The following is a 22,189-nucleotide window of genomic DNA, read 5'->3' as shown; positions in this document are numbered from 1 at the left end:
TTTTAAATAAGCCCACGCTGAACCAGGTCCTGATGCGCCGACAACGGATCTTCGGCCAGGAACAAATCAGCGATCTCTGAAGTTCTTACACATAACTCGGCGTGATGGATGCACACCGTTGGTCCGGCAATCATTTTTGGGCAACTGACGCCGCTCAATAGTTTCGACAGCTGCGACAGATTCATGGCTTTGCTGGAATACAGCAGTACGCCACGGGCTTGCAGGTGATCGACCGCCAGCGCAAGTTCGCCCACCGGCAGTGGCCAATCGAATACTTCCACCGGGCAATCGGCGCTGCTGATCAGCCACGCCGTCAGCCACAGGTGAGGTTCCAGTGGCAGGTCCGATTGATTGATCAACAGCAAGGGCGCGGTGTGTAACTGACGGTTGTTATGGTAGATGCGCGCGCCGAATTTGCTGCGCAGCCAGGAGTAAAAAAATACCCGTTCCATTTGCGCGCCAAACTGGCCTTGCCAGCGTTGTTCCAGGTCGGTGAGCAAGGGCATCAACAGTTGTTCGCACAGCGTGCGCGGCGGGTACAGCGCGATGGCCTGATTGACCGTGTCATCAAGCGTGCGCTCGTTCAGATGAGTGACCGCCTGGACCAACGTTTTAAGCAGAATCTGCCAGTCGTTTTCGACCGATTCGGTAAAGGCTTGCGGGGTGTCGAGCAGTTGCTTGACCTGGCTGACGGCCACGCCGCGATTAAGCCAGGTGAGGATCGTCAGGATGCGTTGCACGTGTTCGGCGCTGAACAGCCGATGCCCTTTCGGAGTGCGTTGCGGCACGATCAGGCCGTAACGCCGTTCCCAGGCGCGCAAGGTGACCGCGTTGACGCCGGTCTGCCGGGCCACTTCGCGAATCGGCAGCCAGCCCTCGTCGAGGGCTTTCTTGAAGTCGGCGCCGAGGTCTTCACTGGCACTGGTGTCGAGTGGGGTTTTCATTAGATCGCGTTTCGCAGGCTGAGGTTTTCCGGGTGCGGTTGCAGGTAAACCTGTTGCGCAATGTACGGATCCGGGTGTTGGCGAAAGTAATGTTTGAGCAGCGTCAGCGGCACCACCAGCGGCACGATGCCGTGGCGGTATTGGCCGATGACGTGCTGCACTTCCTGTTTGTCTTCAGCGCTGATGACCTGTTTAAGGTAACCACTGAGGTGTTGCAGAACGTTGGCGTGGGTACGGCGCGTGGCGCATTTTTTCAACGCCGCCATCAGCTCGCTGAAATAACGTGGGCCCAGTTCAGCGGGATCGCTCTGGCCCATGTTGCCCAACAGATTGCCCAAGGCTTTGTATTGCACCGGGTGGTGGGCCATCAGCAAGTATTTGTAGCGCGAGTGAAAGTCGATGAGTCCGCGACGGGTCAGGCCTTTCTCCAGCAATTGCTGCCAGGCGCTGTAGGCGAACACGCGGGTGAGGAAGTTTTCCCGTAGCACCGGGTCGTTGAGCCTGCCGTCTTCTTCCACTGGCAGATCCGGATGCCGCGCACAGAAAGCCTGGGCAAAGATGCCGCGGCCACCGCCGTCCACGGGAGCACCGTTGGCGTGGTAAACCTTGACCCGATCCAGACCGCACGACGGCGATTTCTGCATGAAGATGTAGCCGCAGATATCGCCCAGTTCGCTGGCCATTTTTTCGCCGTACTCGGCGAGCGGTTGGGTGACATTCAGTTCGCGGTGAACCGTGCCGACGGCTTCGGGACGTTCAGCGTCGCCGACCAGACGGATCGGTTGCCGGGGGATGCCGAGACCGATCGCAACCTCCGGGCATATCGGGATGAAATCGAAATAGCCGGTGAGGGTCTGGCTGCACAGCCGCGATTCCTTGTGTCCGCCGTTGAAGCGCACTTCGGCGCCCATCAGGCAGGCGCTGATGGCAATTTTCGGTTTCACGCTGGCATGGGGCATCGGAGCACCTCGAATCTAAACCTGTACAGATTGTTAATTCTGTACAACATGACTTCATCATAGATTCAAAGGTGTACAAGTCAAATTATTTGTATAAGTTTTCTAGGGCGAGCTTTGTGGCAAGGGGATTATTTCCAGCCCAGTCGCCAGGCATCGCTGTTTTTCAGCGTTTGCCAGTCAAACCGTTCACAACGCCTGGTCAACACCGCCTGCAACTCAATCTCCAGCACCGTGCCTTCCTCATCGCGGAACAACTCAGTCACCAGAAAATGTTTTTCGTGGTTTTGCGGGTGGGCTGCTGTCCATTTCGACAGCAGCAGTTTGCTTGGGTTGATGCGGTTCACTGCAGGTGTTCGTGCAGGCGGCGGGCGGCTTCCTGACCGCTGAGCCATGCACCTTCGACGCGACCGGACAGGCACCAGTCGCCACACGCGTAAAGGCCCAGATCGGCATCGGCCAGGGTACCCCATTCATGGCTGCTCGCCGGGCGGGCGTAAAGCCAGCGATGTGCGAGGCTGAACGTGGGAGCCGGCATCGCGCTGTGGAGCAGTTCGGCGAACGCGCCATGCAATTGCTCGATCACGGCTTCTTTGGGCAGGTCGATATGTTGCCGGCTCCAGGCACTTGTTGCGTGCAGCACCCAGGTGTCCATCGTGTTGTCACGCCCCGGTTTGCTGCGGTTGCGGGCCAGCCAGTCGAGCGGGCTGTCCTGCACGAAGCAGCCTTCCATGGGGGTATCCAGCGGTGTCTCGAAGGCCAGTGCGACCGCCCAGGTCGGGTCCATTTTGACCCCGGCAGCGGCGCCGGCGAGTTTCGGCGCAGAGGCGAGCAAGGCGGTAGCCTGGGGCGCGGGCGTGGCGACGATGACATGACTGAACGGGCCATGGGTGAAACCTTCGGCGTCCTGCAGATGCCAGTGCTCTTCACCCCGATAGACCTCGGTGATGCGGCAGGCGAAATGCACTTCAGAATCGCCGAGCAGGCCGCGTGTTATGGCACTCATGCGCGGCGTGCCGACCCAGCGCGTCTGTTCGTCCGGCGACAGATTGAGCTGGCCGCCATGGAAGGTGTAGAGCTGCGGCGTCCACTCGGCGACCCAGCCATTGGCTTGCCAGCGCTGGACTTCCGTGACAAAGCGGCGATCGCGGGCAGTGAAATATTGCGCGCCCATGTCCAGAGCCCCCGCATCGCTGCGTTTGCTCGACATGCGTCCGCCACTGCCGCGGCTTTTATCGAAAAGTTGAACGACATGCCCGGTCTCGGTAAGCGCCTGGGCGGCGGAGAGTCCGGCGATGCCGGTGCCGATGATTGCGATAGGTACAGTCATAGGGGCCTCGTTTACCTTTCTGTACAGACTACGCTGTGGATGAAACCTGTACAATATTGTTTTCTGGTATAACTTTTAGCGTTCTCGTTCTGACAGCTTGGCCTATTGTTAACAACAGAGCCTGCCCGATATAAAAGATCCCTGCTTATAAAAATAGACTAGTGATCAGGGTAAAACGCCACGCGAGGAAGAAGTCATGCACATATTGCTGACCGGCGGTACTGGTTTGATAGGACGTCAACTCTGCCGACACTGGGTGAGCCAGGGACATCGTCTGACTGTTTTGAGTCGAACGCCTGAAAAAGTCGCAAAAATCTGCGGTGCAGAGGTTCGCGGCATCGTACTGCTGGAAGATCTCGGGCAAGCACCGGTGGACGCGATTATCAACCTGGCGGGTGCTCCGATTGCCGACCGGCCCTGGACGTCCCGGCGCAAAGCCTTGCTCTGGAGCAGTCGCATCACCCTGACCGAAACCCTGCTGGCCTGGCTCGAAACTCGTGCACACAAACCGCAGGTGTTCATCTCTGGCTCGGCCATTGGCTGGTACGGCGATGGTGGCGAGCGGGAACTGACTGAAGAATCTCCACCCGTCATCGACGATTTCGCCAGTCAGTTGTGCATTGCCTGGGAGGAAACCGCGCAGCGTGCCGAGGCCTTGGGCATTCGCGTGATCCTGATTCGCACGGGGTTGGTGTTGTCCGCCGACGGCGGCTTTTTGTCGCGGCTATTACTGCCGTTCAAACTGGCGCTGGGCGGGCCTCTTGGCGATGGTCGACAGTGGATGCCGTGGATCCATATCAAGGATCAAATCGCCGTGATTGATTTTCTTCTGCATCAGAAAAACGCCAGCGGTCCTTATAATGCCTGTGCGCCCAAACCGGTGCGCAATCGTGAGTTTGCCAGCACGCTAGGCAGCGTGCTGCATCGCCCGGCATTCATGCCCATGCCGGCCTTGGCGTTGAAGGTGTGTCTGGGCGAGTTGTCATTGCTGTTGCTGGGCGGCCAGAAGGCCGTACCGGCGCGCTTGCTGGAAGCGGGTTTCACATTCCAGTTCACTGATCTGCGCGCGGCCCTGGACGACCTGTCCAGCCGCCTTTGAAATAGGACGTTGCATGACCGATCACGCATTGCTTCTGGTCAACCTGGGCTCACCTGCCTCCACTTCGGTGGCGGATGTGCGCAGCTACCTCAATCAATTTCTGATGGACCCGTATGTGATCGACCTGCCATGGCCGGTGCGGCGGTTACTGGTCTCGCTGATTCTGATCAAGCGCCCGGAGCAGTCGGCCCACGCCTACGCCTCGATCTGGTGGGAGGAAGGCTCGCCGCTGGTGGTGCTCAGCCGTCGATTGCAACAGGCGATGACCACACAGTGGAATCACGGCCCGGTGGAGCTGGCGATGCGTTATGGCGAGCCGTCGATTGAATCGAAACTGGTGCAGCTCACCGCCCAGGGGTTCAAGCGAATTACCCTCGCTCCGCTTTATCCACAGTTTGCCGACAGCACCGTGACCACGGTGATCGAGGAAGCCAAACGGGTAGTGCGGGACAAGAGGCTCGATGTGCAGTTGTCAATTCTCCAGCCGTTCTACGATCAACCGGAGTACCTCGACGCTTTGGTGGCCAGTGCCAAGCCCTATCTGGAGCAGGATCATGATCACCTGCTGCTGAGCTTCCACGGTTTGCCGGAGCGGCACCTGACCAAAATCGATCCGACGGGGCATCATTGTTTCAAAAGCGAAAATTGCTGCCAGATCGCTTCACCGGAAGTATTGGCGACGTGCTACCGCGCCCAGTGCCTGCGCACGGCGTCCGAGTTTGCCAAGCGCATGGGCTTGCAGGATGGCAAGTGGTCGGTGTCGTTTCAGTCGCGATTGGGCCGGGCGAAATGGATCGAACCCTACACCGAAGCCCGCCTCGATGAGCTGGCGGGAATGGGCGTGAAGAAGGTGCTGGTGATGTGTCCGGCGTTCGTTGCCGATTGCATTGAGACGCTTGAGGAAATCGGTGATCGAGGGAAGGAGCTGTTCATCGAAGCGGGGGGAGAGGAGTTGGTGCTGGTGCCGTGTCTCAACGATGATCCGCAGTGGGCGCGGGCGCTGAATACGTTGTGCGAAAGAGCGCCTTTGGCGCTGTAATCAGTACAACTGTGGCGAGGGAGCTTGCTCCCGCTGGGTCGCGAAGCGGCCCCAAAATCCTCGCAGTCGATGAAGATTTTGTGAGTGCTGCGCACTCAAGCGGGACGGTGCGGCGATCCGACAAGCTCCCTCGCCACAGGGGATTGTGTGCCGTTACAACAAAGGCTCATCCGCCTTCTTATGCTTCCAGCTGTCATTCCCCGGCAGTACCAGGTTCAGCCCAATCGCCACCACCGCGCACAGCGCGATGCCTTTTAGGCCGAAGTCGTCCGGGCCTGTGCCGGTGCCGACCAGCACACCGCCAATCCCGAACACCAGCGTCACCGACACAATCACCAGATTGCGCGCTTCACCCAGGTCGATCTTGTGACGAATCAGCGTGTTCATCCCCACTGCCGCAATCGAACCGAACAACAGGCACAGAATCCCGCCCATCACTGGCACCGGGATGCTTTGCAGCAGCGCGCCGAACTTGCCGATGAATGCCAGACTGATGGCGAAGATCGCCGCCCAGGTCATGATTTTCGGGTTGTAGTTCTTGGTCAGCATCACCGCGCCCGTCACTTCGGCGTAAGTGGTATTGGGCGGACCGCCGAACAAACCGGCTGCGGTGGTGGCAATGCCATCACCGAGCAGGGTGCGGTGCAGGCCAGGCTTTTTCAGGTAATCGCGACCGGTCACGCTGCCGACGGCGATTACGCCGCCGATGTGTTCGATGGCTGGAGCCAGCGCTACCGGAACGATGAACAGAATCGCCTGCCAGTTGAATTCCGGCGCCGTGAAGGCCGGGATTGCGAACCACGGTGCTGCGGCGATTTTCGCGGTATCGACGACGCCGAAATAGAACGCCATCGCAAAACCCACCAGCACGCCGGAGATGATTGGCACCAGACGGAAGATGCCTTTGCCGAACACCGCGACGATCAGGGTGGTCAGCAGCGCCGGCATCGAGATCAGCATCGCTGTCTGGTAGGGGATCAGTTCAGTGCCGTCGCCGGCCTTGCCCATCGCCATGTTGGCGGCGATCGGCGCCATGGCCAGGCCAATGGAAATGATCACCGGACCAATCACCACCGGTGGCAGCAAGCGGTCGATGAAACCGGTGCCTTTGATCTTCACGGCGAGGCCGAGGAAGGTGTAGACGAAACCGGCCGCCATCACGCCGCCCATGGTCGCCGCTAGGCCGAACTGGCCCTTGGCAAGAATGATCGGGGTGATGAAGGCAAAGCTCGACGCCAGGAACACCGGCACCTGACGCCCGGTGACGACCTGAAACAGAATCGTCCCCAGACCTGCGGTGAACAGCGCCACGTTCGGGTCGAGGCCGGTAATCAAAGGCATCAACACCAGTGCGCCGAACGCCACGAACAGCATCTGCGCGCCGGACAGCACCGTGCGCCAGAGCGGATCGTTAAACTCTTGCTGCATGGTCACGCGTCCTTCTGCTTGGTGCCGAAGATCTTGTCACCGGCATCGCCGAGGCCCGGGATGATGTAACCGTGTTCGTTCAGTCTTTCATCGATGGACGCGGTGTAGATGGTCACATCGGGGTGAGCCTTGCCGACAGCGGCGATGCCTTCCGGCGCGGCGACCAGCACCATGGCGCGGATGTCGCGGCAACCGGCTTTTTTCAGCAGGTCGATGGTGGCGACCATAGAGCTGCCGGTGGCGAGCATCGGGTCGATGATCATTGCCAGGCGTTCGTCGATCTCCGGAACCAGTTTTTCCAGGTAGGTGTGGGCCTGTAGCGTTTCTTCGTTGCGGGCCACGCCAACGGCGCTGACTTTGGCGCCCGGGATCAGGCTCAGCACGCCTTCAAGCATGCCGATGCCGGCGCGCAGGATCGGCACCACGGTAATTTTCTTGCCGGCGATTTTCTCGACCGACACGGTGCCGGCCCAGCCTTCGATATCGTAGGATTCCAGCGGCAGGTCTTTGGTGGCTTCATAGGTCAGCAGGGCACCGACTTCCTGGGCGAGTTCACGGAAATTCTTGGTGCTGATGTCTGCACGGCGCATCAGGCCGAGTTTATGACGGATCAGCGGATGGCGGATCTCGAGGATGGGCATGGGAAAGGCTCCGGCGGCGGGCAAAAAAACCGGCCTAGATTAATCTATCCGAGGGTGTTGTCCTATAGACATAGAGTACGTTAGTCCACAAACGCTTGATCTGACCGTGCGGGATGCGTACCTTTGCCCGCTTTTCCCGAATCCGTCACCCTTGGAGAGCGCCATGTCCGCTGATCTCGAGCATATCCGTCAAGTCATGCGAGAGGCTGACTGCCTGTACACCGAAGCTGAAGTCGAGGCGGCCATCGCCCGCGTCGGTGCACACATCAACGAGCAACTGGCGGACACCAATCCAGTGGTGTTCTGCGTGATGAACGGCGGCCTGATTTTCGCCGGCAAGCTGCTCACCCATCTGCACTTCCCGCTGGAAGCGTCCTACCTGCACGCCACCCGCTATCGCAACGAAACCAGCGGCGGCGACCTGTTCTGGAAAGCCAAGCCTGAAGTGTCGTTTATCGACCGCGACGTGCTGATCATCGACGACATCCTCGACGAAGGTCACACCCTGGGCGCGATCATCGACTTCTGCAAACACGCTGGCGCGCGCAAAGTGCACACCGCCGTGCTGATCGACAAGGACCACGACCGCAAGGCTCGCCCGGACCTGAAAGCCGATTTCGTCGGCCTGCCATGCATCGACCGTTACATCTTCGGTTACGGCATGGACTACAAAGGCTACTGGCGTAACGCCAACGGAATTTTTGCGGTTAAAGGGATGTAAGCAATGAGCGCGCCGGGCTTTCTTGATCAGACTTTGTTCAATGAATTGACCGGGAAGGCTGCGGCAAATCCACGTGGACGGCAGCATCACAACTTCCATCAGATGGAAGAGGCTTGTCATCGCATGGCGGTGGGTTTGCAGCCGTCCACGTACATCCCGCCTCATCGGCATCTGGGGGACAACAAGGCTGAAACCTTGTTGGTCCTCAAAGGGCGGCTTGGCGTTCTGATCTTCGATGAGTCCGGCGTGGTGGTGAAAAAACAAATCCTGCAGGCCGGTGGCGACTGTGTCGGTGTTCACCTGCCAACCGGCGTGTTTCATGGCCTGGTGGTGCTGGAAGCCGACAGCCTGATGTTCGAGTGCAAGGCGGGTCCTTATCGTCCTGTCGGCGAAGGTGAGCTTGCTCAGTGGGCGCCGCGCGAAGGTGAGCCAGGTGTGGCCGACTATCAGGCATGGATGCACGCGCAGTTCGATTGATTTGCGGTCTGTGGGAGCGAGCTTGCTCGCGATTGCGGTCTGACTGACACATTGATGCTCAATGTGCCGCCGCTATCGCGAGCAAGCTCGCTCCCACAGTGGTTCGCGTGCGCAGAAGTATTTTCATATACCCATGCTAGAGTGCTCGGACTCGCCCTCCGGAGCCCCGTCATGAGCCTTTTGATCCGCAGCTGCGCCGCCCTGTTGTTGACCTTCAGCCTGCCTCTGGCCGCCGCGTCGGCACCCATGCATGCGCAGTTCCTGCCGCCGGACGACCTGACCCTGCGTGAAGCCGATCCCGAGCAGCAACAACTTGGTGGTGTTGGGCAGTTATTGGGTGGCAACGGCGTGGCCGAGCGGGGCGACGATGACGTTGATTGCGGCGGCAACGGTGGGCCTTTCAGCGGCGACGCCGAACCCGAAACGCATGGCATTTCAGATGGCCTGCGGGACCCTCCTCGGCGCGCTGATCGGCTTCGTCGAAATGTTTTTCATCTTCCCGTGGATCGACGGTTTTCCATTGTTGTGCGTGATGCTCGCGCCGGTGATCGTGCTCGGTTCGTTCCTGACCTCGCGCCCGCAATACGCCGGTGTCGGCCTCGGCTTGCTGATTTTCTTCAGCACCGGTTCGGTGCCGGACAACCTCACCGTCTACAACCCTTACACCTTCATCAATGACTACATCGCCATGGTGCTCGGCATGCTGGTGTGCGCGGCGGCGGGGGCAATCATCCTGCCGCCCAACAGTCGCTGGCTGTGGCGTCGGCTTGAGGAGGATTTGCGCGGGCAGGTGGTGTACGCGATCAGCGGCAAACTCAAAGGCTTGGCCTCAAGTTTTGAAAGCCGCACGCGGGATCTGCTGCACCAGGCCTACGGTCTCGCCGACGGCCAGCCGCAGGTGCAACGGGACTTGTTGCGCTGGATGTTTGTGGTGCTGGAAGTCGGCCACGCCGTCATCGAGCTGCGCAAGGAACAGGCGATTTTGCCGGTGCATCCGGCCTACGCCGAATCCCAGCCGTGGCGCCAGGCAATCCGTGTGATGGGGCGCTCGCTGGTGCGTTTGTTTCTGCAACCGAGCCAGAGCAATCTGGAGCGTGGACTGGTCGCGGTGGACCACGCGATCAGCCGTGTGCAAGCCACTGACGAACCCTTTGCGCCGCACTTCGACACCTCGGCATTGCGTCGGGTGAAGAGCTACCTGCACTTCATCCGCACCTCCTTGCTCGACCCGCAATCACCGCTTTCAGCCTACGCAATGACCACGTCGAAAGGACTCGAACATGCCTCGTGAAATCGCCTTCCACGGCGTGTACATGCCGACCATGACGCTGATGTTTTTCATCGCCGCGGCCTTGGCCTGGGCGCTGGACCGGTTCCTGTCCGGGTTTGATCTGTACCGTTTTTTCTGGCACCCGGCGTTGCTGCGCCTGAGTCTTTTTACCTGTCTGTTCGGCGCCCTGGCGCTGACTGTCTACCGTTGAGAACGATCTGATGAAAAAGTTTTTCAGCCTGCTCGCGACCCTGCTGGTGCTGGCTCTTGCGATATGGATCGGCCGGACCCTGTGGGTGCATTACATGGACACGCCGTGGACCCGCGACGGCCGGGTGCGCGCCGACATCATCAACGTCGCCGCCGACGTCACCGGGGAGGTGGTGGACGTGCCGGTGCGCGATAATCAACAGGTGAAGAAGGGCGATCTGCTGATGCGCATCGACCCTGAGCATTACCGCATCGCGGTCAAGCAGGCGCAGTCGCTGGTGGCCTCGCGCAAGTCGACGTGGGAGATGCGCAAGGTCAACGCCCACCGCCGCGCCGATATGGATGCGCTGGTGGTCTCCAGGGAAAACCGTGACGACGCCAGCAACATCGCTGACTCGGCCCTGGCGGATTACCAGCACGCCCAGGCACAACTCGAAGCCGCCGAGCTGAACCTCAAACGCACCGAGGTGCGCGCCGCGGTGGACGGTTACGTGACCAACCTCAACGTGCATCGCGGTGACTACGCGCGCATCGGCGAGGCGAAAATGGCCGTAGTCGATATGAACTCGTTCTGGGTGTATGGCTTCTTCGAGGAAACCAAGTTGCCGCACGTGCGGGTTGGCGATAAAGCCGACATGCAGTTGATGAGTGGGGAAGTATTGAAGGGGCACGTGGAGAGCATTTCTCACGGCATCTACGACCGCGACAACCCGGAAAGTCGCGAGTTGATCGCCGATGTGAACCCGACGTTCAACTGGGTGCGGTTGGCCCAGCGAGTGCCGGTGCGGATTCACATCGATGACGTGCCCGAGGGGGTGCTGTTGGCGGCGGGGATTACGTGCACGGTGGTGGTTAGTAACCCGTAGGCCGAGGCGTCTGCATCCGCGAGCAAGCCCGCTCCCACATTGACCGAGTTGGGCGCGAATCAGGCGAACGACACATATCCCCCGTGGGAGCGGGCTTGCTCGCGAAAGGGGACGACTCGGCCTCAGAGCTGCCCGCTCAACCCGAACCGCTTCATCAGCCCCGACTCCAGCAAGCCTTTTGGCAACAACCCCGCCATCAACGGCAACGCCCGGCTGCCATTGCCCAAACGAATAAGTCGCGGTGGTTTGCTTTGTTGCACGGCCTTGAGCAAACCAGCGGCAAACTCACTGGCCGGGGTCGGGTTGTCCTGGGACGCCTTGGCCCGCGCCAGAATGCCTTCACGCAGCGGAAACCACGGTGAATGTTCGCTGATCAACTGCTCCGCCTCAGCTTCTGCATTCTTGGCAAAACTGGAGGCGATTGCGCCCGGTTGAACCTCCATGACCCTCACACCAAACGGCGCCAGTTCCATGCGCAACGCATCGCTCAAAGCGTGCACGGCCGCTTTCGATGCGCAATACGCGCCGGCAAACGGCGTGACCAACACTCCGGAGACGCTGCCGATATTCACCACTAACCCTTTGGCCCGGCGCAGCACCGGAAACAACGCGCGTGTCACGCCAACGATGGCAAACACATTGGTCTCGAACTGTCGCTGCATGGCCGGCACACCACCGTCGAGCAGCGGCCCCATTGCGCCATAACCGGCGTTGTTGATCAGCACATCGAGGCCGCCATGCTGTTGATTGATCTGTTCACTCAACTGTTCGAGCGCCGCGCCATCGTTGACGTCCAGTTGCACGGCGTTGAAACCGGCCGCCGCCAGAACCGCCACGTCGTCAGCCTTGCGCGCGCTGGCCCAGACGGTGTAACCGGCCGTTTTGAAAGTGTCGGCGAGGGCGCGGCCAATGCCGCTGGAACAACCGGTAATCAATGCAACGGGCATGGCGCGTTCCTTGTGCAAAATAAGTAGGGAGTCAGTCGGAGAAACTACCCTGTAAACGCTCGGCGCGAAACTCCAGGGTTTGCGGGCGATAACCGGAACGCAGCGGTGGCATGGGCAAGCAATCTTCCCAATTCGCCCCGGCCTGCAATTCGCCGGGGCCGCGATATCGCGGCGCGGTGTATTGATTGTCGGCCAGATTGACCGTATCGCCCGGTGCGTACGCGGCGACGCGCCAACGCAATTCGGTCAGTGGCACATCGTTGCCGTTGTTCATTTTCAGCTGCAAGGGGCGATCAGCCGGGCAGTGCTCCGGCGCATAGGTGATGCGCAACTCAAGACGCGCCAGTTGCTTGACCTCGCGGCTGTCCATCCAGATCACCCAGGTGGCCACCACGCCCAATCCAATGGCGGCCGCGACTGAAACGAGCAGTGCCTTGGACGGGTAACGCAGCAACAGGATCAGCCAAGTGATGACCAGCAGGACGCCGATGAACATGTCGCACAACCTCGGGAATGGAGACGGTCATCCTACCTAAGCGTAGGTGCGATTGGCGATGGGCTTGATTTCTGCGGTGGATGTGATGGCCTCTTCGCGAGCAAGCCCGCTCCCACAGTTGACCGCATTCCACCTGTGGGAGCGGGCTTGCTCGCGAAGAGGCCGGCCGAGGCAACACAGAACTCGAATAAAAAAAAGCCCCACCCAACCCGCTGCGGATAGGGAAACGCAGCGGGCTGGACGGGGGCTTTTCGTTTTGCTGAACGCTTACTGCGCGATCGTCTTCACCGAAATTCCACGCTCAATCGGCGTTGACCGACCATAGATATCTTCAAACCGCTCGATATCGTCCTCACCCAGATAACTGCCCGATTGCACTTCAATAATCTCGAGCGGAATCTTGCCCGGGTTGCGCAAACGGTGAACCGAAGCGATCGGAATATAGGTCGACTGGTTCTCACACAGCAGGAACACGTTTTCGTCGCAGGTCACTTCGGCGGTGCCGCTGACAACGATCCAGTGTTCGGCCCGGTGGTGGTGCATTTGCAGCGACAGGCACGCACCCGGTTTGACCGAGATGTGCTTGACCTGGAAGCGGCCGCCCATGTCCACCGAGTCATAGGAGCCCCACGGACGATAGACCTCGCAATGGTTCTGGGTTTCGGTGCGACCCAAGTCGTTGAGGGTGTTGACCATCTGTTTCACGCCTTGGACCTTGTCCTTGTGGGCGATCATCATGGCGTCCTTGGTTTCGACGACCACGATGTTTTCCAGGCCGATGACCGACACCAGTTTGCCGTTGCCGTGAATCATGCAGTTTTTGCTGTCCTGAATGATCACGTCGCCTTTGGTGACGTTGCCGTTGGCGTCTTTCTCGTTCACTTCCCACAGCGACGACCAGCAACCGACATCGCTCCAGCCCGCAGTCAGCGGTACGACGCAGGCGCGCTGGGTTTTTTCCATCACAGAGTAGTCGATGGAGTTGTCCGGGCAGCAGGCGAAGGTGGCTTCGTCGATGCTGATGGTGTCGGCGTCCTGTGCGCTGCGCTCAAGGGTCAGCAGGCAGGTGTCGTAGATGTCCGGATCGTGCTTTTTCAGCTCTTCGAGGAAGCGGCTGGCGCGGAACAGGAACATGCCGCTGTTCCAGAAGTAACCGCCGGACTGGACGAACTCGGTAGCGCGTTTCACGTCCGGTTTTTCGACGAAGTGCGAGACGCGGCTGACGCCTTCCGGCAGCAGCGAGTCGTTGGTCGATTTGATGTAACCGTAGCCGGTTTCCGGTTTGGTGGCCGGAACGCCGAACAGCACCATTTCGCCATTTTCGGCAGCGACGGTGGCCAGAGCCAGAGCGCGTTGCAGGGCTTTCTGGTCTTCCAGCACATGGTCGGCCGGCAGCACCAGCATCAGCTCGTCGCGGCCTTCGTTGATCAGCATCATCGCGGTCAGGGCCACGGCTGGCGCCGTGTTGCGACCGAACGGTTCCATCAGGATGCGCTGGGTTTCCAGTTTACGGTTGGCCAGTTGCTCGTTGACGATGAAACGGTGGTCCTTGTTGCAGACCACGATCGGGGTGTCCATGCCATCGAACACCAGGCGTTCCAGGGTTTGCTGGAACAGCGTGTGTTCGCCGGTCAGGGCGAGGAATTGCTTGGGGAACTGCTTACGGGAAAGCGGCCAAAGACGTGAGCCACTACCACCTGACAAGATCACCGGAATCATGTTTGTTACTCCTTGAAAATCGTATGGGTCAGAGCTACTGCGTTCTGTCGTTTCACTCTTGTTCTTGTTCCGTGTCCCGAATGACACCCGGCCCCTGTAGGAGCGAGCTTGCTCGCGAGAGGCGTTAACGAAAACGCGTGCTATCTGAATAAACGCGTTGCCATTTCGTTTTTCGCGAGCAAGCTCGCTCCTACAGAGAAACCAGGGTCAATCCGGTAAATGTGTTAGCGCGTCGATACCGGGCGTTTTACCCAGACAGGCGACAGGCTGTTGCCTTTGCCGGTGACGTACAGCACGGCGGCTTCACCGCGTTCCAGGGCAACCGGTTTCACGTCGCCGACTTTCGTGGCGCCATCGTATAGCGCCAGGCTGACCTTGACCGGGTTGATTTCACGCTCGCCACGGCCCTTGGCAGCCACGGACGGCACCACTTCGGTCTTGCCGTCAGCGGTCTTCAGGGTCAGGGCCTTGTCGCTCAGGTTCTGGACGCGAACCAGGGATTTCTGCTTGTTCTTGAACGGCGGCTCTTCGATCAGTTGAGGCGCGCCGCTGGCGTTGTTGACCAGGGTGTAATAGTGATCGCCGGCCAGTTTCACCGGCAGGGTCTGGCTGCCCACTTTGGCGCTGTAGTCACCGCCCGGCATGAAGCTGAAGTCAGTGCTGGACAGCGGCGCGACTTCGGCCAGGTTGGTGCTGCCAACGGTGGCGCTGACTTCAGCGTTGCCGGCGTTATAAACGCGGACGAAGCTCGAGCCTTTCGGTGCGGTAGGGCCGTAGAGCGCGGCATCACCGGCGAAGGCTTGCAGGGACAACACGCTCATACCTGCAACGAGTGCAAAGGTCTTGGCGAGACGGCGAGGAGTTGTAGTGAAAGTCATGGTAGTACCTCTCTCTTTCAGTTTTGCGCCCGGTCGGGCGTCTCGGATTTAGTGTTTGCGGCTACGTTTTGTTGGCGGGCGCCAGCTTCTTTGAGCGCTGCGACCCACTGCGGGTCGGCGTCGCCGATATCGTTGTTCACCGGCAGATAACGTTCAGGAAACTCCCAGATCAGCACCTGCGGCGGGCTGTTCTTGAAAGCATCGCTTTTCAGATAGGTGAGCATTGGCAGAATCGGGCCGTGACCGTCTTCGGCGTAATTGACCACGTCGCTGTGCAGCGCTTCTTTCAGCGCACCGACGAAGTTCCAGTTGGGGTTGGCGCTGTAGCTGGTGCCGATCAGGGCCACCGGTACCTCGGTGTTGGCGAACAGCGCGTCATCACCGCTGGCCTGATCACCGGCTGCGACGGTGTTGCGCTTCTGCAATGGCTCGGTCGCTGGCATCAGGTTTTCGAACAGCGGATCGAGCGGCAGGAACAAGCGCAGGTCACCCTTGTGGGTCACTTTCTCCGCCGGCTCGGTGACGAAACGCTGAGGCTCGCCGCTGAGCGGGGTTTTTTCGGCAATGGTTTTGGCCAGGGTCTCGGCGGCGATTTGCGCGCCTTCCGGGGTCCAGTGGGTGTCGGTGCGCAGGAACACTTGCTGACCGTCCAGCTTGCCCTTTTGCAGTGGGACGAGCAGGTCGGGCGCGATGATCTTGTTGGCCGCCACGCGAGCATGGAAGTCTTCATACAGGTTGGCGTGAATGCTCGAAGGCTTCGCTTCACCCAAGTGTTCCGGATACAGACGCGTCTTGGCCGGCACGATCGCCATCACCAGTTTCACGCCTTTCTCTTGCAGTTCCTGGCGCACGCCTTCGACCAGCGCATAGTTGCCTTGCAGGTTCAGCTCTTCGTTGACGATCGGGTTGAATTCTTCATCGCTGTACAACCATTGGTCGCGACCGAGCACGACGCCCGGACGACCTTCGTTGAACAGTTTGAAATCCAGCGCAGCCCAGAGGTTGGTGCCCAGGCGTTTGATCGGGAACTCTTCGTCGTAGTGCGTTTCGACGGCCTTGGCCCAGCGGCCATTGAGCACTGTCGCATCGGCGTGGGTGCTGAAGCCGAAGAAGCTGCGCGTCGACCACAGGCCCAGGACCAACAGGGTCACCAGGAACAGGGCGATGTAGAAGATGCGTAATGAGCGGGTCATGGTCAGATCCCTCAGAACTGGAAGTAAAGGAACGGCGAGAAGCTTTGCGCCGAGAGTTTGAAAATCGAAGCAATGAACAGCACCAATACCAGGGCGCGCATCACGTAGCGGGACCAGTCAGCGGTCCAGTAGGCCGGTTGCACGGTGGCTTCAACGCCGACGGTGTAGCCCGGTTCGTGAATGCTCGCCGGGTTGTCGCCCGGTACGGCTTTGATCATTCCTGGTGTCGCAGAGGCAGGGCCATCGGCCGCGACGTTGACGGCAGGCTTGGTCTTTTCCGGCGGCAGGTTGCTGTAGAAATCGCGAATGCCGAAGAACGCGAGGGTCATGTAAGCCACCACCAGCGTCGCCACTTGCAGGCCGGTGAGGCTGGCCTGGTTGAGTTCCGACAGCGACCATTCGCCGAAGCTGAACATCGCGCCGTACATGCGGCCGGCGACGTGCAGGTTTTCCGCGCGGAAAATCACCCAGCCCATGACCACCAGCAGGAACGTAAAGGCCCAGCGGATCGGGTTGATGCTGCGCGGCGAAGTGTTCAGGCCGATGGCTTTTTCGATCGCCAGCCACATGCCATGCCAAGCGCCCCAGATGACGTACGTGATGTTCGCGCCGTGCCACAGACCACCGAGGAGCATGGTCAGGAACAGGTTGCGATAGGTCATCAGCGTGCCTTTGCGGTTACCGCCCAGCGTGATGTACAGGTAGTCACGCAGCCAGGTGGACAGGCTGATGTGCCAGCGACGCCAGAACTCGGTGATCGATTGGCTGATGTACGGCTGTTTGAAGTTTTCCATGAAGCGGAAACCCATCATCAGGCCCAGGCCGATGGCCATGTCGCTGTAACCGGAGAAGTCGAAATACAACTGCGCGGTGTACGCCAGCGCGCCGAGCCAGGCGTCGCCCGTGGTCGGGTTCTGCAAGGCGAAGCAATGGTCCGCCACCACCGCAAGGGTGTCGGCGATGAAGACCTTCTTGATGAAACCCTGCATGAACCGCGTGGCACCTTCGGAGAACTTGTCGAGGGTGTGGGTGCGGTTGTTGAACTGGTCGGCGAGGTCGCGGAAACGCAACACCGGACCGGCGATCAGGTGCGGGAAGATCGCGACGAATGCAGCAAAGTCGATCAGGTTGCGGGTCGCCGGCGTGTCACCACGATAGACGTCGATGATGTAGCTGATGGACTCGAAGATGTAGAACGAGATCCCGATCGGCAACAGCACGTGGGTCAGGATAAACGGCGACAGACCCACCGACGTCATCATCGCGTTGATGCTGTCGACGCCGAAGTTGGCGTACTTGAAGTAGCCAAGAATGCACAGGTCAACGCCCACGCCGAGCAGCAGCCAACGCTGTGCCGGTTTGGTCCGCACGCCGGCAGCGCCGACTTTGAGGCCGATCCAGTAGTTCCACAGCGTGACGGCTGCGAACAGCGCGAGGAAGTCCACGCGCCACCAGGCATAGAACACATAGCTGGCGAGCAGCAGCAGCAGGTTGCGATAGCGTATTCCGCTCAAGTAGTACATGCCGAGAAAGATCGGCAGGAACAGAAACAGGAACACGTTGGATGAAAATACCATCCCGGTCTCTCCATGTTTAACCAACAGTCAAGGGCCGCAGCCCCCCCAAACCCCCCACGAAAAACCGGGGGAATATCACTCAACTCAAATCTTGCACTGACCCTGTGGGAGCGAGCTTGCTCGCGATGAGGGTGTATCAGTCGACATTGATGTTGAATGTCAGACTGCAATCGCGAGCAAGCTCGCTCCCACAGGGTTCTGTAGTGTTCCTAGGAACCTTTGCCTTTCTCGCTGGCCGGGTCGTAGACCTTGGTCAGGTCACCCCCGAGGCGGAAGGTCTTGAACGGCTGCATCTCGTGTTTTTTCTCAAGCACATCCGGCGAGCAGGTGTAGAGCGTGCAGAACGGTTCGAGCCAGGAGAATTTCGAGTCGACCTTGAGGTCGGTCATGTCTTGTTCCTTGCCGTTCTTTTTCTCGAATTCGTCCTGGTCTTCTACGCCGGCCAACACCCGATCACCCAGGCGTTTCAGGGCGCCATTGTTTTCCTGACGCAAGTCCACACCGTTGACCTGAGCGAAACTGGCGATCATCGCCAAGGGCGGCAGGGCGTAGTTGTGGTAGGCGAGGGCGCGTTGCTGGCGCTTGAGTTCGTTCGGCAGAAAACCTTGCGCGTCGACCTGATTCACGCCGACCTTGTATTCCTTCACGGCCCAGTCGAACAGGTCGCGGCGATTGGTCGCGATGGACGTTGCCATCACCGACCAGGCAGCCCAATACGAATGGTTGTTGGTTTGTTCCAGCGGCAGGTTGTCCCAGTCGCTGACCACCTGATCGCCCATTTTGCTGAACCAGGCTTCAATCAACTGCGCCTCTTGCTGATGGTTCGCCAACGGATGCGAGTCAGAGAACTTCAGGCGGATGTACGCGGACGCCATGCTGCCCAGCGCCCATTTGCGCATGGACTTGCCGGTGTGGTTGAAGTCCTTGGACATCAACGCGTCGGCCTTGGCCCACGCCGTCAACCAGTTCAGTGTGCATTCAAGCTGTTCCGGGCGACCGTCACGCATGAACTGCATCACGCGCTTGCTGGTGCCACGCTCGATTTTGGTGATGTCGGCGGTGCTGTCGCGGAAGGCTTTTTCCGACTGCTCGTTCAACGTTGAACGGGCCTTGTCCGAGCCTTCGTACTTGCTGCGAAATTGCAGCGAGCCGGTGTAAGGCGTCGGCGTCGCGTCGCAGCCGGCCTTGAAGTCGCCGGTCTTCACTTTTTCGATTGGCGCGAAGTAACCCTGTGGCGGGCGCAGGGGCGCGGCGGCCTGAGTGGCGCCGGCAAACATCGCCAGGCTCAGCAGGGACGGTGCGATCAAACTTTTCAAAGTTCGGGTTTGCATAATTGCCTCATTGCCCGGCTTGAGCAGTTTTCAGCCCAGCGCCCGGGAACACGTTGCGTTTGCAGATTTTCGCTTCGACCTTCTGTGGCGCGGCACCGGCTTCAGGGCCCTGGATTTCGAGGGCCAGCAGATTCTGCGAGGCCCAGTCTTCGTCCGTGCGCAACTCAAAGGCGAAACGCCCGTCGGTGTCGGAGGTTTCCGGTTTTTCGATCTTGATGTCCTCGTGGCGACCGTTCATGTACCAGAGGGTGGCTTGCAAGGTTTTCACCGACGGATCGGCGAAGCGGATGTCGACCTGATGGCTGCTGTTCTGCAGATTCAGGTTGTTGCTGTTGACCATCAATTCGTTCTTGCCCGGTTTCAATGTTTTGCTGCCGGTCAACTGTGCATCCTTGCCTTCACAACCGTTGTCCAGCAGCGCCATCATCTGGCGGTAGATGGTTTCCTGGTCGAGGCGGTAGAGCGGCGAGAATTCCCAGATCAGAATCTTCGGCGGCTTGGTCTGGAATTCTTCGCTGCCCAGGTACTGCAGCATCGAACCCTCCAGGCCACCACCGGGGAACGCCACGTTGAGAATGTCGGCGCCGATGGCCTCTTCGAGGAAACCGGCAAAGTTGTAGTTCTTGCCACTGTGGCTGGTGCCGACCAGGGTGATCTCCGGATTGCCGGAATCACTGAACAGATCGCCATCCGCCGCTTCGCCTTTCGGCTCGGTGGTGAACTGATCCATGTACTGGATCGCGTAGCTGGTGCCACAGAGTTGACCGGCCATGTTGTGTAACGTTCCGGTCTTGCCCATGCGACCCGACTTATGGCTCTCGAATTCGCGCTTCGGAATGCCGGCAAACTCAGGCAGTTGCTTGATTTTCTCGCCGACGATTTTCGCTGTGCGCTGGGCGCCATACGGTGTCCAGTGCTGGTCGCCGCGGAAGTAGAAGTCGTGGGCGGTCGGGGTGTCGGGCAGCGATTCGTTGGTTAGCGGCGACAGGTCCGGCACCACGTAGCCCATCTGCGCGAAACGGCCGAGCATGGTCTTGTAGTTTCTTAGTGCCTTGTCGAAATCGAACCTGGCTTTGTCTTCCGGGTTGAGCTTGTTGCGGTTCACCAGACCACGAGTGGGTTGATAAACAACAACGAGCTCCACACCTTTGCTCTTGAACGCATCGTGCAGTTCTTTCATGCGTTTGTAGCCGGCGGGGGTGGTGTCGAATTCGGTGCGCAAGTCTTCTTGCGTACGGAACAGCCAATCGCCCTGAGCCTGCACCAGCGTGGTGAAGTTCTGCTGATAACGCGTGGTGTAGTTCTTCGCGTCGTGGGCTGCGGGGCACAGGTTGCAGCACGGTTCGGCGTTGAATTTGGGCGCCTGGACTTCATCCGCGCGCGCGCCATTGCTGGCCGCGAGAATGCCGGCGGTCAAGGCCGACAGGCTGAGTAATTTGATCAGGTGTGGGTGCATAAAATTATCCTCAGTCCCGCATTTCGGTCTGGCGTTCGACAGGGTCGATCAGCACGGCTTTCTGCTGGCGCACCAGCAGGTCGAGAATTTCATCCTGACGCTCGCCGAGAATCCCGTTGAAGCTGATGCCGCTGGATTTGGTCGGGGCAAGCATGGACACGCGATACAGCTCGACGCTCAGCGGCGAGTCGATGGACAGCGGGCCGCTGCCGTTGCCGGCCAGTTCGCCGCCGACGATGATCAGCGACACCTGGGCGTCGAACGGGTCGAGCTTGATGTCGCGGTCGGTGTCGCTCAGGTCTTTGATGTGGCCGTAAACGCCGGTCAGGCCGTTGGCCATGGACAGGTTTTCGTAAAGGCGGATGTTCACGCTGTTACGTATGCGGATGCCGTGGCGTTTGTTGCTGATCACCTTGTTGCCCCACAGCAGGTTATCGCCACTCTCGTAGAGGGTGATGCCGTCGGTGTGGTTCTTGTAGATCTCGTTGTAGGCGATCAGGTTGTTCACGCTGTTACGGTCAATCACCAGGCCCGACAACTTGTTGTCGTAGCTGCGGTTGTTGAAGATGAAACTGTCATTGACCTCACGGGAAATAATGATCCCGTGCTTTTTCTTCGTCCCGTAGACGGTGTTGTCGGCGATGATCAGACCGTGGGAGCGGTCATGCGGGTCAATCCCGTAAACGATGTTGTCTTTGTAGGTGTTGCCCTTGACCACGAAGTCGCGGGTTTCGTAGCAGTAGAAGCCGTACCACATGTCCGAAAACTCGGAGTCGATGATCCAGCCGCTCGGCTCAGGACGCTTGAGCACCTTGGCCATGTTCGGCGTGTATTGGGAAATACTCACACCGTAGGACTTACTGTTGGCGTAACCGAAACTGGCCATTTTGCTGTTGGCGACGTAAGTCTGGGTGCCGCCCCAGGCCAGCAGGAACGGACGGAATTCCTTCGGCGACTTGAACGTCGCCGGGCCGTTGTCCTTCTCGCGCCAGCCGGTGATTTTGGTATCGCGCACAAACAGCTGACCGTCGTTGACCAGGAACGAACCGGCTTCCTGGGACAGGCGCAATTCCTGGGTCTGCTTGTCGATTTCGAGGATGCCTTTCTGGCCGACCACGATCGGTAACTTCGCCAGGAACACACCCGGCGAGGTTTCGCTGAAGTACTGCTTGGGCACCTTCTTGGCCAGATCCTTGAGGTTCATGTAGCCGTCGTCGATGAAAATCGCCTGCGGGATACCGTGCTGACGCACCACCCACTCGGCCATCTTGTTGTCACCGCCGATAAAGTCTTTCAGCGCGTTCTCCTGCATCATCCGGCGCACGCTGATTTTGCCGGCCTTGGTGCGCACGATCTTCGCGGCAATGGCTTCGGCGGTGTAGCCGGAGGTGTCCGGCAGCGTCGGTTTCGCAAGCTCCAGCGGTGCGGTCGGTGCACTGCTGACGGTGTAGGTCTTGGCCTGTTGCAGTTCCTTGGCCAGGGTCGCCGGCTTTGCCGCCGGCTCCACATTAGCGAAGGCCGCCGAGCTCGCCAGCAGTAGCGCGCCGGCCAGCAAGGTCAATGAGCCTCTCTTCGGACTGTTCATGTCAGGAACTCCCTTAGCGGTTCGCA

21 protein-coding genes and 2 pseudogenes are annotated in these 22,189 nt (G+C 59.6%); 8 read left to right on the top strand and 15 right to left on the bottom strand.

Features of this window, described 5'->3' with window-relative positions; all coding sequences use genetic code 11:
• Window positions 1-2: 2 nt before the first annotated feature.
• The 4 genes from ACYZT9_RS22315 to ACYZT9_RS22300 form a co-directional block, all read right to left on the bottom strand.
• A complete protein-coding gene (locus ACYZT9_RS22315) occupies window positions 3-944 on the bottom strand; it encodes a MerR family transcriptional regulator (RefSeq protein ID WP_462007452.1) in 942 nt (313 codons plus the stop codon).
• The gene (locus ACYZT9_RS22310; protein ID WP_462007451.1) at window positions 944-1,903 is read right to left on the bottom strand and encodes a YbgA family protein; all 960 of its coding nucleotides are present in this window, start codon (window positions 1,901-1,903) and stop codon (window positions 944-946) included. Before ACYZT9_RS22310 ends, ACYZT9_RS22315 begins: the two co-directional genes overlap by 1 nt.
• 128 nt (window positions 1,904-2,031) lie before the next feature.
• Window positions 2,032-2,247: a TIGR02450 family Trp-rich protein gene (locus ACYZT9_RS22305; RefSeq protein ID WP_462007450.1), complete on the bottom strand. Its 216-nt coding sequence runs from the start codon at window positions 2,245-2,247 to the stop codon at window positions 2,032-2,034.
• Window positions 2,244-3,230 carry an NAD(P)/FAD-dependent oxidoreductase gene (locus ACYZT9_RS22300; RefSeq protein WP_462007449.1) on the bottom strand — a complete coding sequence of 329 codons (987 nt, stop codon included), beginning with the start codon at window positions 3,228-3,230 and terminating at the stop codon, window positions 2,244-2,246. The genes ACYZT9_RS22305 and ACYZT9_RS22300 overlap by 4 nt, the downstream gene beginning before the upstream one ends.
• A 196-nt stretch (window positions 3,231-3,426) precedes the next feature.
• Between ACYZT9_RS22300 and ACYZT9_RS22295 the strand changes: the two genes are divergently transcribed.
• Complete coding sequence (locus ACYZT9_RS22295; protein ID WP_462007448.1) at window positions 3,427-4,329, top strand: TIGR01777 family oxidoreductase; 903 nt, start codon at window positions 3,427-3,429, stop codon at window positions 4,327-4,329.
• Between the two features lie 13 nt (window positions 4,330-4,342).
• Entirely contained in the window at window positions 4,343-5,368 is a 1,026-nt protein-coding gene (hemH, locus tag ACYZT9_RS22290; RefSeq protein WP_462007447.1) for a ferrochelatase, read from the top strand.
• Between the two features lie 153 nt (window positions 5,369-5,521).
• On the opposite strand, the gene ACYZT9_RS22285 is transcribed toward hemH, so the two are convergent.
• Both ACYZT9_RS22285 and upp read right to left on the bottom strand, forming a co-directional pair.
• Window positions 5,522-6,796, bottom strand: a complete 1,275-nt coding sequence (locus tag ACYZT9_RS22285; protein WP_462007446.1) for a uracil-xanthine permease family protein — start codon at window positions 6,794-6,796, stop codon at window positions 5,522-5,524.
• A 2-nt stretch (window positions 6,797-6,798) separates the two neighbouring features.
• Window positions 6,799-7,437 carry a uracil phosphoribosyltransferase gene (gene upp, locus ACYZT9_RS22280; protein ID WP_462007445.1) on the bottom strand — a complete coding sequence of 213 codons (639 nt, stop codon included), beginning with the start codon at window positions 7,435-7,437 and terminating at the stop codon, window positions 6,799-6,801.
• A 163-nt stretch (window positions 7,438-7,600) separates the two neighbouring features.
• Here upp and ACYZT9_RS22275 point away from each other — a divergent pair, with 163 nt between their 5' ends.
• The 6 genes and pseudogenes from ACYZT9_RS22275 to ACYZT9_RS22250 all read left to right on the top strand — a co-directional run bounded on the left by ACYZT9_RS22275 (window position 7,601) and on the right by ACYZT9_RS22250 (window position 10,981).
• The gene (locus ACYZT9_RS22275) at window positions 7,601-8,158 is read left to right on the top strand and encodes a hypoxanthine-guanine phosphoribosyltransferase (RefSeq protein WP_462007444.1); all 558 of its coding nucleotides are present in this window, start codon (window positions 7,601-7,603) and stop codon (window positions 8,156-8,158) included.
• 3 nt (window positions 8,159-8,161) lie between these two features.
• The gene (locus ACYZT9_RS22270; protein ID WP_462007443.1) at window positions 8,162-8,635 is read left to right on the top strand and encodes a WbuC family cupin fold metalloprotein; all 474 of its coding nucleotides are present in this window, start codon (window positions 8,162-8,164) and stop codon (window positions 8,633-8,635) included.
• A gap of 171 nt (window positions 8,636-8,806) precedes the next feature.
• A pseudogene (locus ACYZT9_RS22265) lies at window positions 8,807-8,950 on the top strand (hypothetical protein); the annotation flags it as partial.
• Window positions 8,931-9,926, top strand: a pseudogene (locus tag ACYZT9_RS22260) (FUSC family protein); the annotation flags it as partial. The pseudogenes ACYZT9_RS22265 and ACYZT9_RS22260, both read left to right, overlap by 20 nt.
• A complete protein-coding gene (locus ACYZT9_RS22255) occupies window positions 9,916-10,116 on the top strand; it encodes a DUF1656 domain-containing protein (protein WP_007896379.1) in 201 nt (66 codons plus the stop codon). The pseudogene ACYZT9_RS22260 and the gene ACYZT9_RS22255, both read left to right, overlap by 11 nt.
• A gap of 10 nt (window positions 10,117-10,126) precedes the next feature.
• Window positions 10,127-10,981, top strand: coding sequence for an efflux RND transporter periplasmic adaptor subunit (locus tag ACYZT9_RS22250; protein ID WP_462007442.1), 855 nt, complete (start codon window positions 10,127-10,129; stop codon window positions 10,979-10,981).
• Window positions 10,982-11,103: 122 nt separating this feature from the next.
• Here ACYZT9_RS22250 and ACYZT9_RS22245 read toward each other — a convergent pair whose 3' ends face one another.
• The 9 genes from ACYZT9_RS22245 to algG form a co-directional block, all read right to left on the bottom strand.
• Window positions 11,104-11,928, bottom strand: coding sequence for an SDR family oxidoreductase (locus tag ACYZT9_RS22245; protein ID WP_462007441.1), 825 nt, complete (start codon window positions 11,926-11,928; stop codon window positions 11,104-11,106).
• Between the two features lie 31 nt (window positions 11,929-11,959).
• Window positions 11,960-12,424, bottom strand: a complete 465-nt coding sequence (locus ACYZT9_RS22240) for a multidrug transporter (RefSeq protein ID WP_462007440.1) — start codon at window positions 12,422-12,424, stop codon at window positions 11,960-11,962.
• Between the two features lie 267 nt (window positions 12,425-12,691).
• Window positions 12,692-14,143 (bottom strand): mannose-1-phosphate guanylyltransferase/mannose-6-phosphate isomerase, encoded by a 1,452-nt coding sequence (locus tag ACYZT9_RS22235; protein ID WP_462007439.1) that lies wholly within the window; start codon window positions 14,141-14,143, stop codon window positions 12,692-12,694.
• Between the two features lie 224 nt (window positions 14,144-14,367).
• On the bottom strand, window positions 14,368-15,021 hold the full coding sequence (locus tag ACYZT9_RS22230; protein ID WP_462007438.1) for an alginate O-acetyltransferase AlgF: 654 nt from the start codon (window positions 15,019-15,021) through the stop codon (window positions 14,368-14,370).
• Between the two features lie 17 nt (window positions 15,022-15,038).
• On the bottom strand, window positions 15,039-16,214 hold the full coding sequence (locus ACYZT9_RS22225; RefSeq protein WP_462007437.1) for an alginate O-acetyltransferase: 1,176 nt from the start codon (window positions 16,212-16,214) through the stop codon (window positions 15,039-15,041).
• An 11-nt stretch (window positions 16,215-16,225) separates the two neighbouring features.
• Window positions 16,226-17,791 (bottom strand): MBOAT family O-acyltransferase, encoded by a 1,566-nt coding sequence (locus ACYZT9_RS22220; RefSeq protein WP_462007436.1) that lies wholly within the window; start codon window positions 17,789-17,791, stop codon window positions 16,226-16,228.
• 209 nt (window positions 17,792-18,000) lie between these two features.
• Complete coding sequence (locus tag ACYZT9_RS22215; RefSeq protein WP_462007435.1) at window positions 18,001-19,122, bottom strand: mannuronate-specific alginate lyase; 1,122 nt, start codon at window positions 19,120-19,122, stop codon at window positions 18,001-18,003.
• 7 nt (window positions 19,123-19,129) lie between these two features.
• The gene (locus ACYZT9_RS22210; RefSeq protein WP_462007434.1) at window positions 19,130-20,578 is read right to left on the bottom strand and encodes an alginate O-acetyltransferase; all 1,449 of its coding nucleotides are present in this window, start codon (window positions 20,576-20,578) and stop codon (window positions 19,130-19,132) included.
• Between the two features lie 10 nt (window positions 20,579-20,588).
• Window positions 20,589-22,163, bottom strand: coding sequence for a mannuronan 5-epimerase AlgG (algG, locus tag ACYZT9_RS22205; protein ID WP_462007433.1), 1,575 nt, complete (start codon window positions 22,161-22,163; stop codon window positions 20,589-20,591).
• Window positions 22,164-22,189 lie beyond the last annotated feature (26 nt).

The organism is Pseudomonas sp. ZT5P21 (assembly GCF_054897785.1).
The sequence above is the reverse complement of the archived record's forward strand: the minus strand, read 5'-3'. Positions and strand labels throughout refer to the sequence as shown.

What these genes read in the sequence shown, in the direction of transcription:
- ACYZT9_RS22215 (WP_462007435.1), bottom strand. Translation starts at nt 19,122, where the DNA reads ATGCAAACCCGAACTTTGAAAAGTTTGATCGCACCGTCCCTGCTGAGC.
- ACYZT9_RS22300 (WP_462007449.1), bottom strand. Translation starts at nt 3,230, where the DNA reads ATGACTGTACCTATCGCAATCATCGGCACCGGCATCGCCGGACTCTCC.
- ACYZT9_RS22285 (WP_462007446.1), bottom strand. Translation starts at nt 6,796, where the DNA reads ATGCAGCAAGAGTTTAACGATCCGCTCTGGCGCACGGTGCTGTCCGGC.
- ACYZT9_RS22210 (WP_462007434.1), bottom strand. Translation starts at nt 20,578, where the DNA reads ATGCACCCACACCTGATCAAATTACTCAGCCTGTCGGCCTTGACCGCC.
- ACYZT9_RS22270 (WP_462007443.1), top strand. Translation starts at nt 8,162, where the DNA reads ATGAGCGCGCCGGGCTTTCTTGATCAGACTTTGTTCAATGAATTGACC.
- ACYZT9_RS22250 (WP_462007442.1), top strand. Translation starts at nt 10,127, where the DNA reads ATGAAAAAGTTTTTCAGCCTGCTCGCGACCCTGCTGGTGCTGGCTCTT.
- ACYZT9_RS22310 (WP_462007451.1), bottom strand. Translation starts at nt 1,903, where the DNA reads ATGCCCCATGCCAGCGTGAAACCGAAAATTGCCATCAGCGCCTGCCTG.
- upp (WP_462007445.1), bottom strand. Translation starts at nt 7,437, where the DNA reads ATGCCCATCCTCGAGATCCGCCATCCGCTGATCCGTCATAAACTCGGC.
- ACYZT9_RS22275 (WP_462007444.1), top strand. Translation starts at nt 7,601, where the DNA reads ATGTCCGCTGATCTCGAGCATATCCGTCAAGTCATGCGAGAGGCTGAC.
- ACYZT9_RS22230 (WP_462007438.1), bottom strand. Translation starts at nt 15,021, where the DNA reads ATGACTTTCACTACAACTCCTCGCCGTCTCGCCAAGACCTTTGCACTC.
- ACYZT9_RS22225 (WP_462007437.1), bottom strand. Translation starts at nt 16,214, where the DNA reads ATGACCCGCTCATTACGCATCTTCTACATCGCCCTGTTCCTGGTGACC.
- ACYZT9_RS22255 (WP_007896379.1), top strand. Translation starts at nt 9,916, where the DNA reads ATGCCTCGTGAAATCGCCTTCCACGGCGTGTACATGCCGACCATGACG.
- ACYZT9_RS22315 (WP_462007452.1), bottom strand. Translation starts at nt 944, where the DNA reads ATGAAAACCCCACTCGACACCAGTGCCAGTGAAGACCTCGGCGCCGAC.
- hemH (WP_462007447.1), top strand. Translation starts at nt 4,343, where the DNA reads ATGACCGATCACGCATTGCTTCTGGTCAACCTGGGCTCACCTGCCTCC.
- ACYZT9_RS22220 (WP_462007436.1), bottom strand. Translation starts at nt 17,791, where the DNA reads ATGGTATTTTCATCCAACGTGTTCCTGTTTCTGTTCCTGCCGATCTTT.
- ACYZT9_RS22295 (WP_462007448.1), top strand. Translation starts at nt 3,427, where the DNA reads ATGCACATATTGCTGACCGGCGGTACTGGTTTGATAGGACGTCAACTC.
- ACYZT9_RS22240 (WP_462007440.1), bottom strand. Translation starts at nt 12,424, where the DNA reads ATGTTCATCGGCGTCCTGCTGGTCATCACTTGGCTGATCCTGTTGCTG.
- algG (WP_462007433.1), bottom strand. Translation starts at nt 22,163, where the DNA reads ATGAACAGTCCGAAGAGAGGCTCATTGACCTTGCTGGCCGGCGCGCTA.
- ACYZT9_RS22245 (WP_462007441.1), bottom strand. Translation starts at nt 11,928, where the DNA reads ATGCCCGTTGCATTGATTACCGGTTGTTCCAGCGGCATTGGCCGCGCC.
- ACYZT9_RS22235 (WP_462007439.1), bottom strand. Translation starts at nt 14,143, where the DNA reads ATGATTCCGGTGATCTTGTCAGGTGGTAGTGGCTCACGTCTTTGGCCG.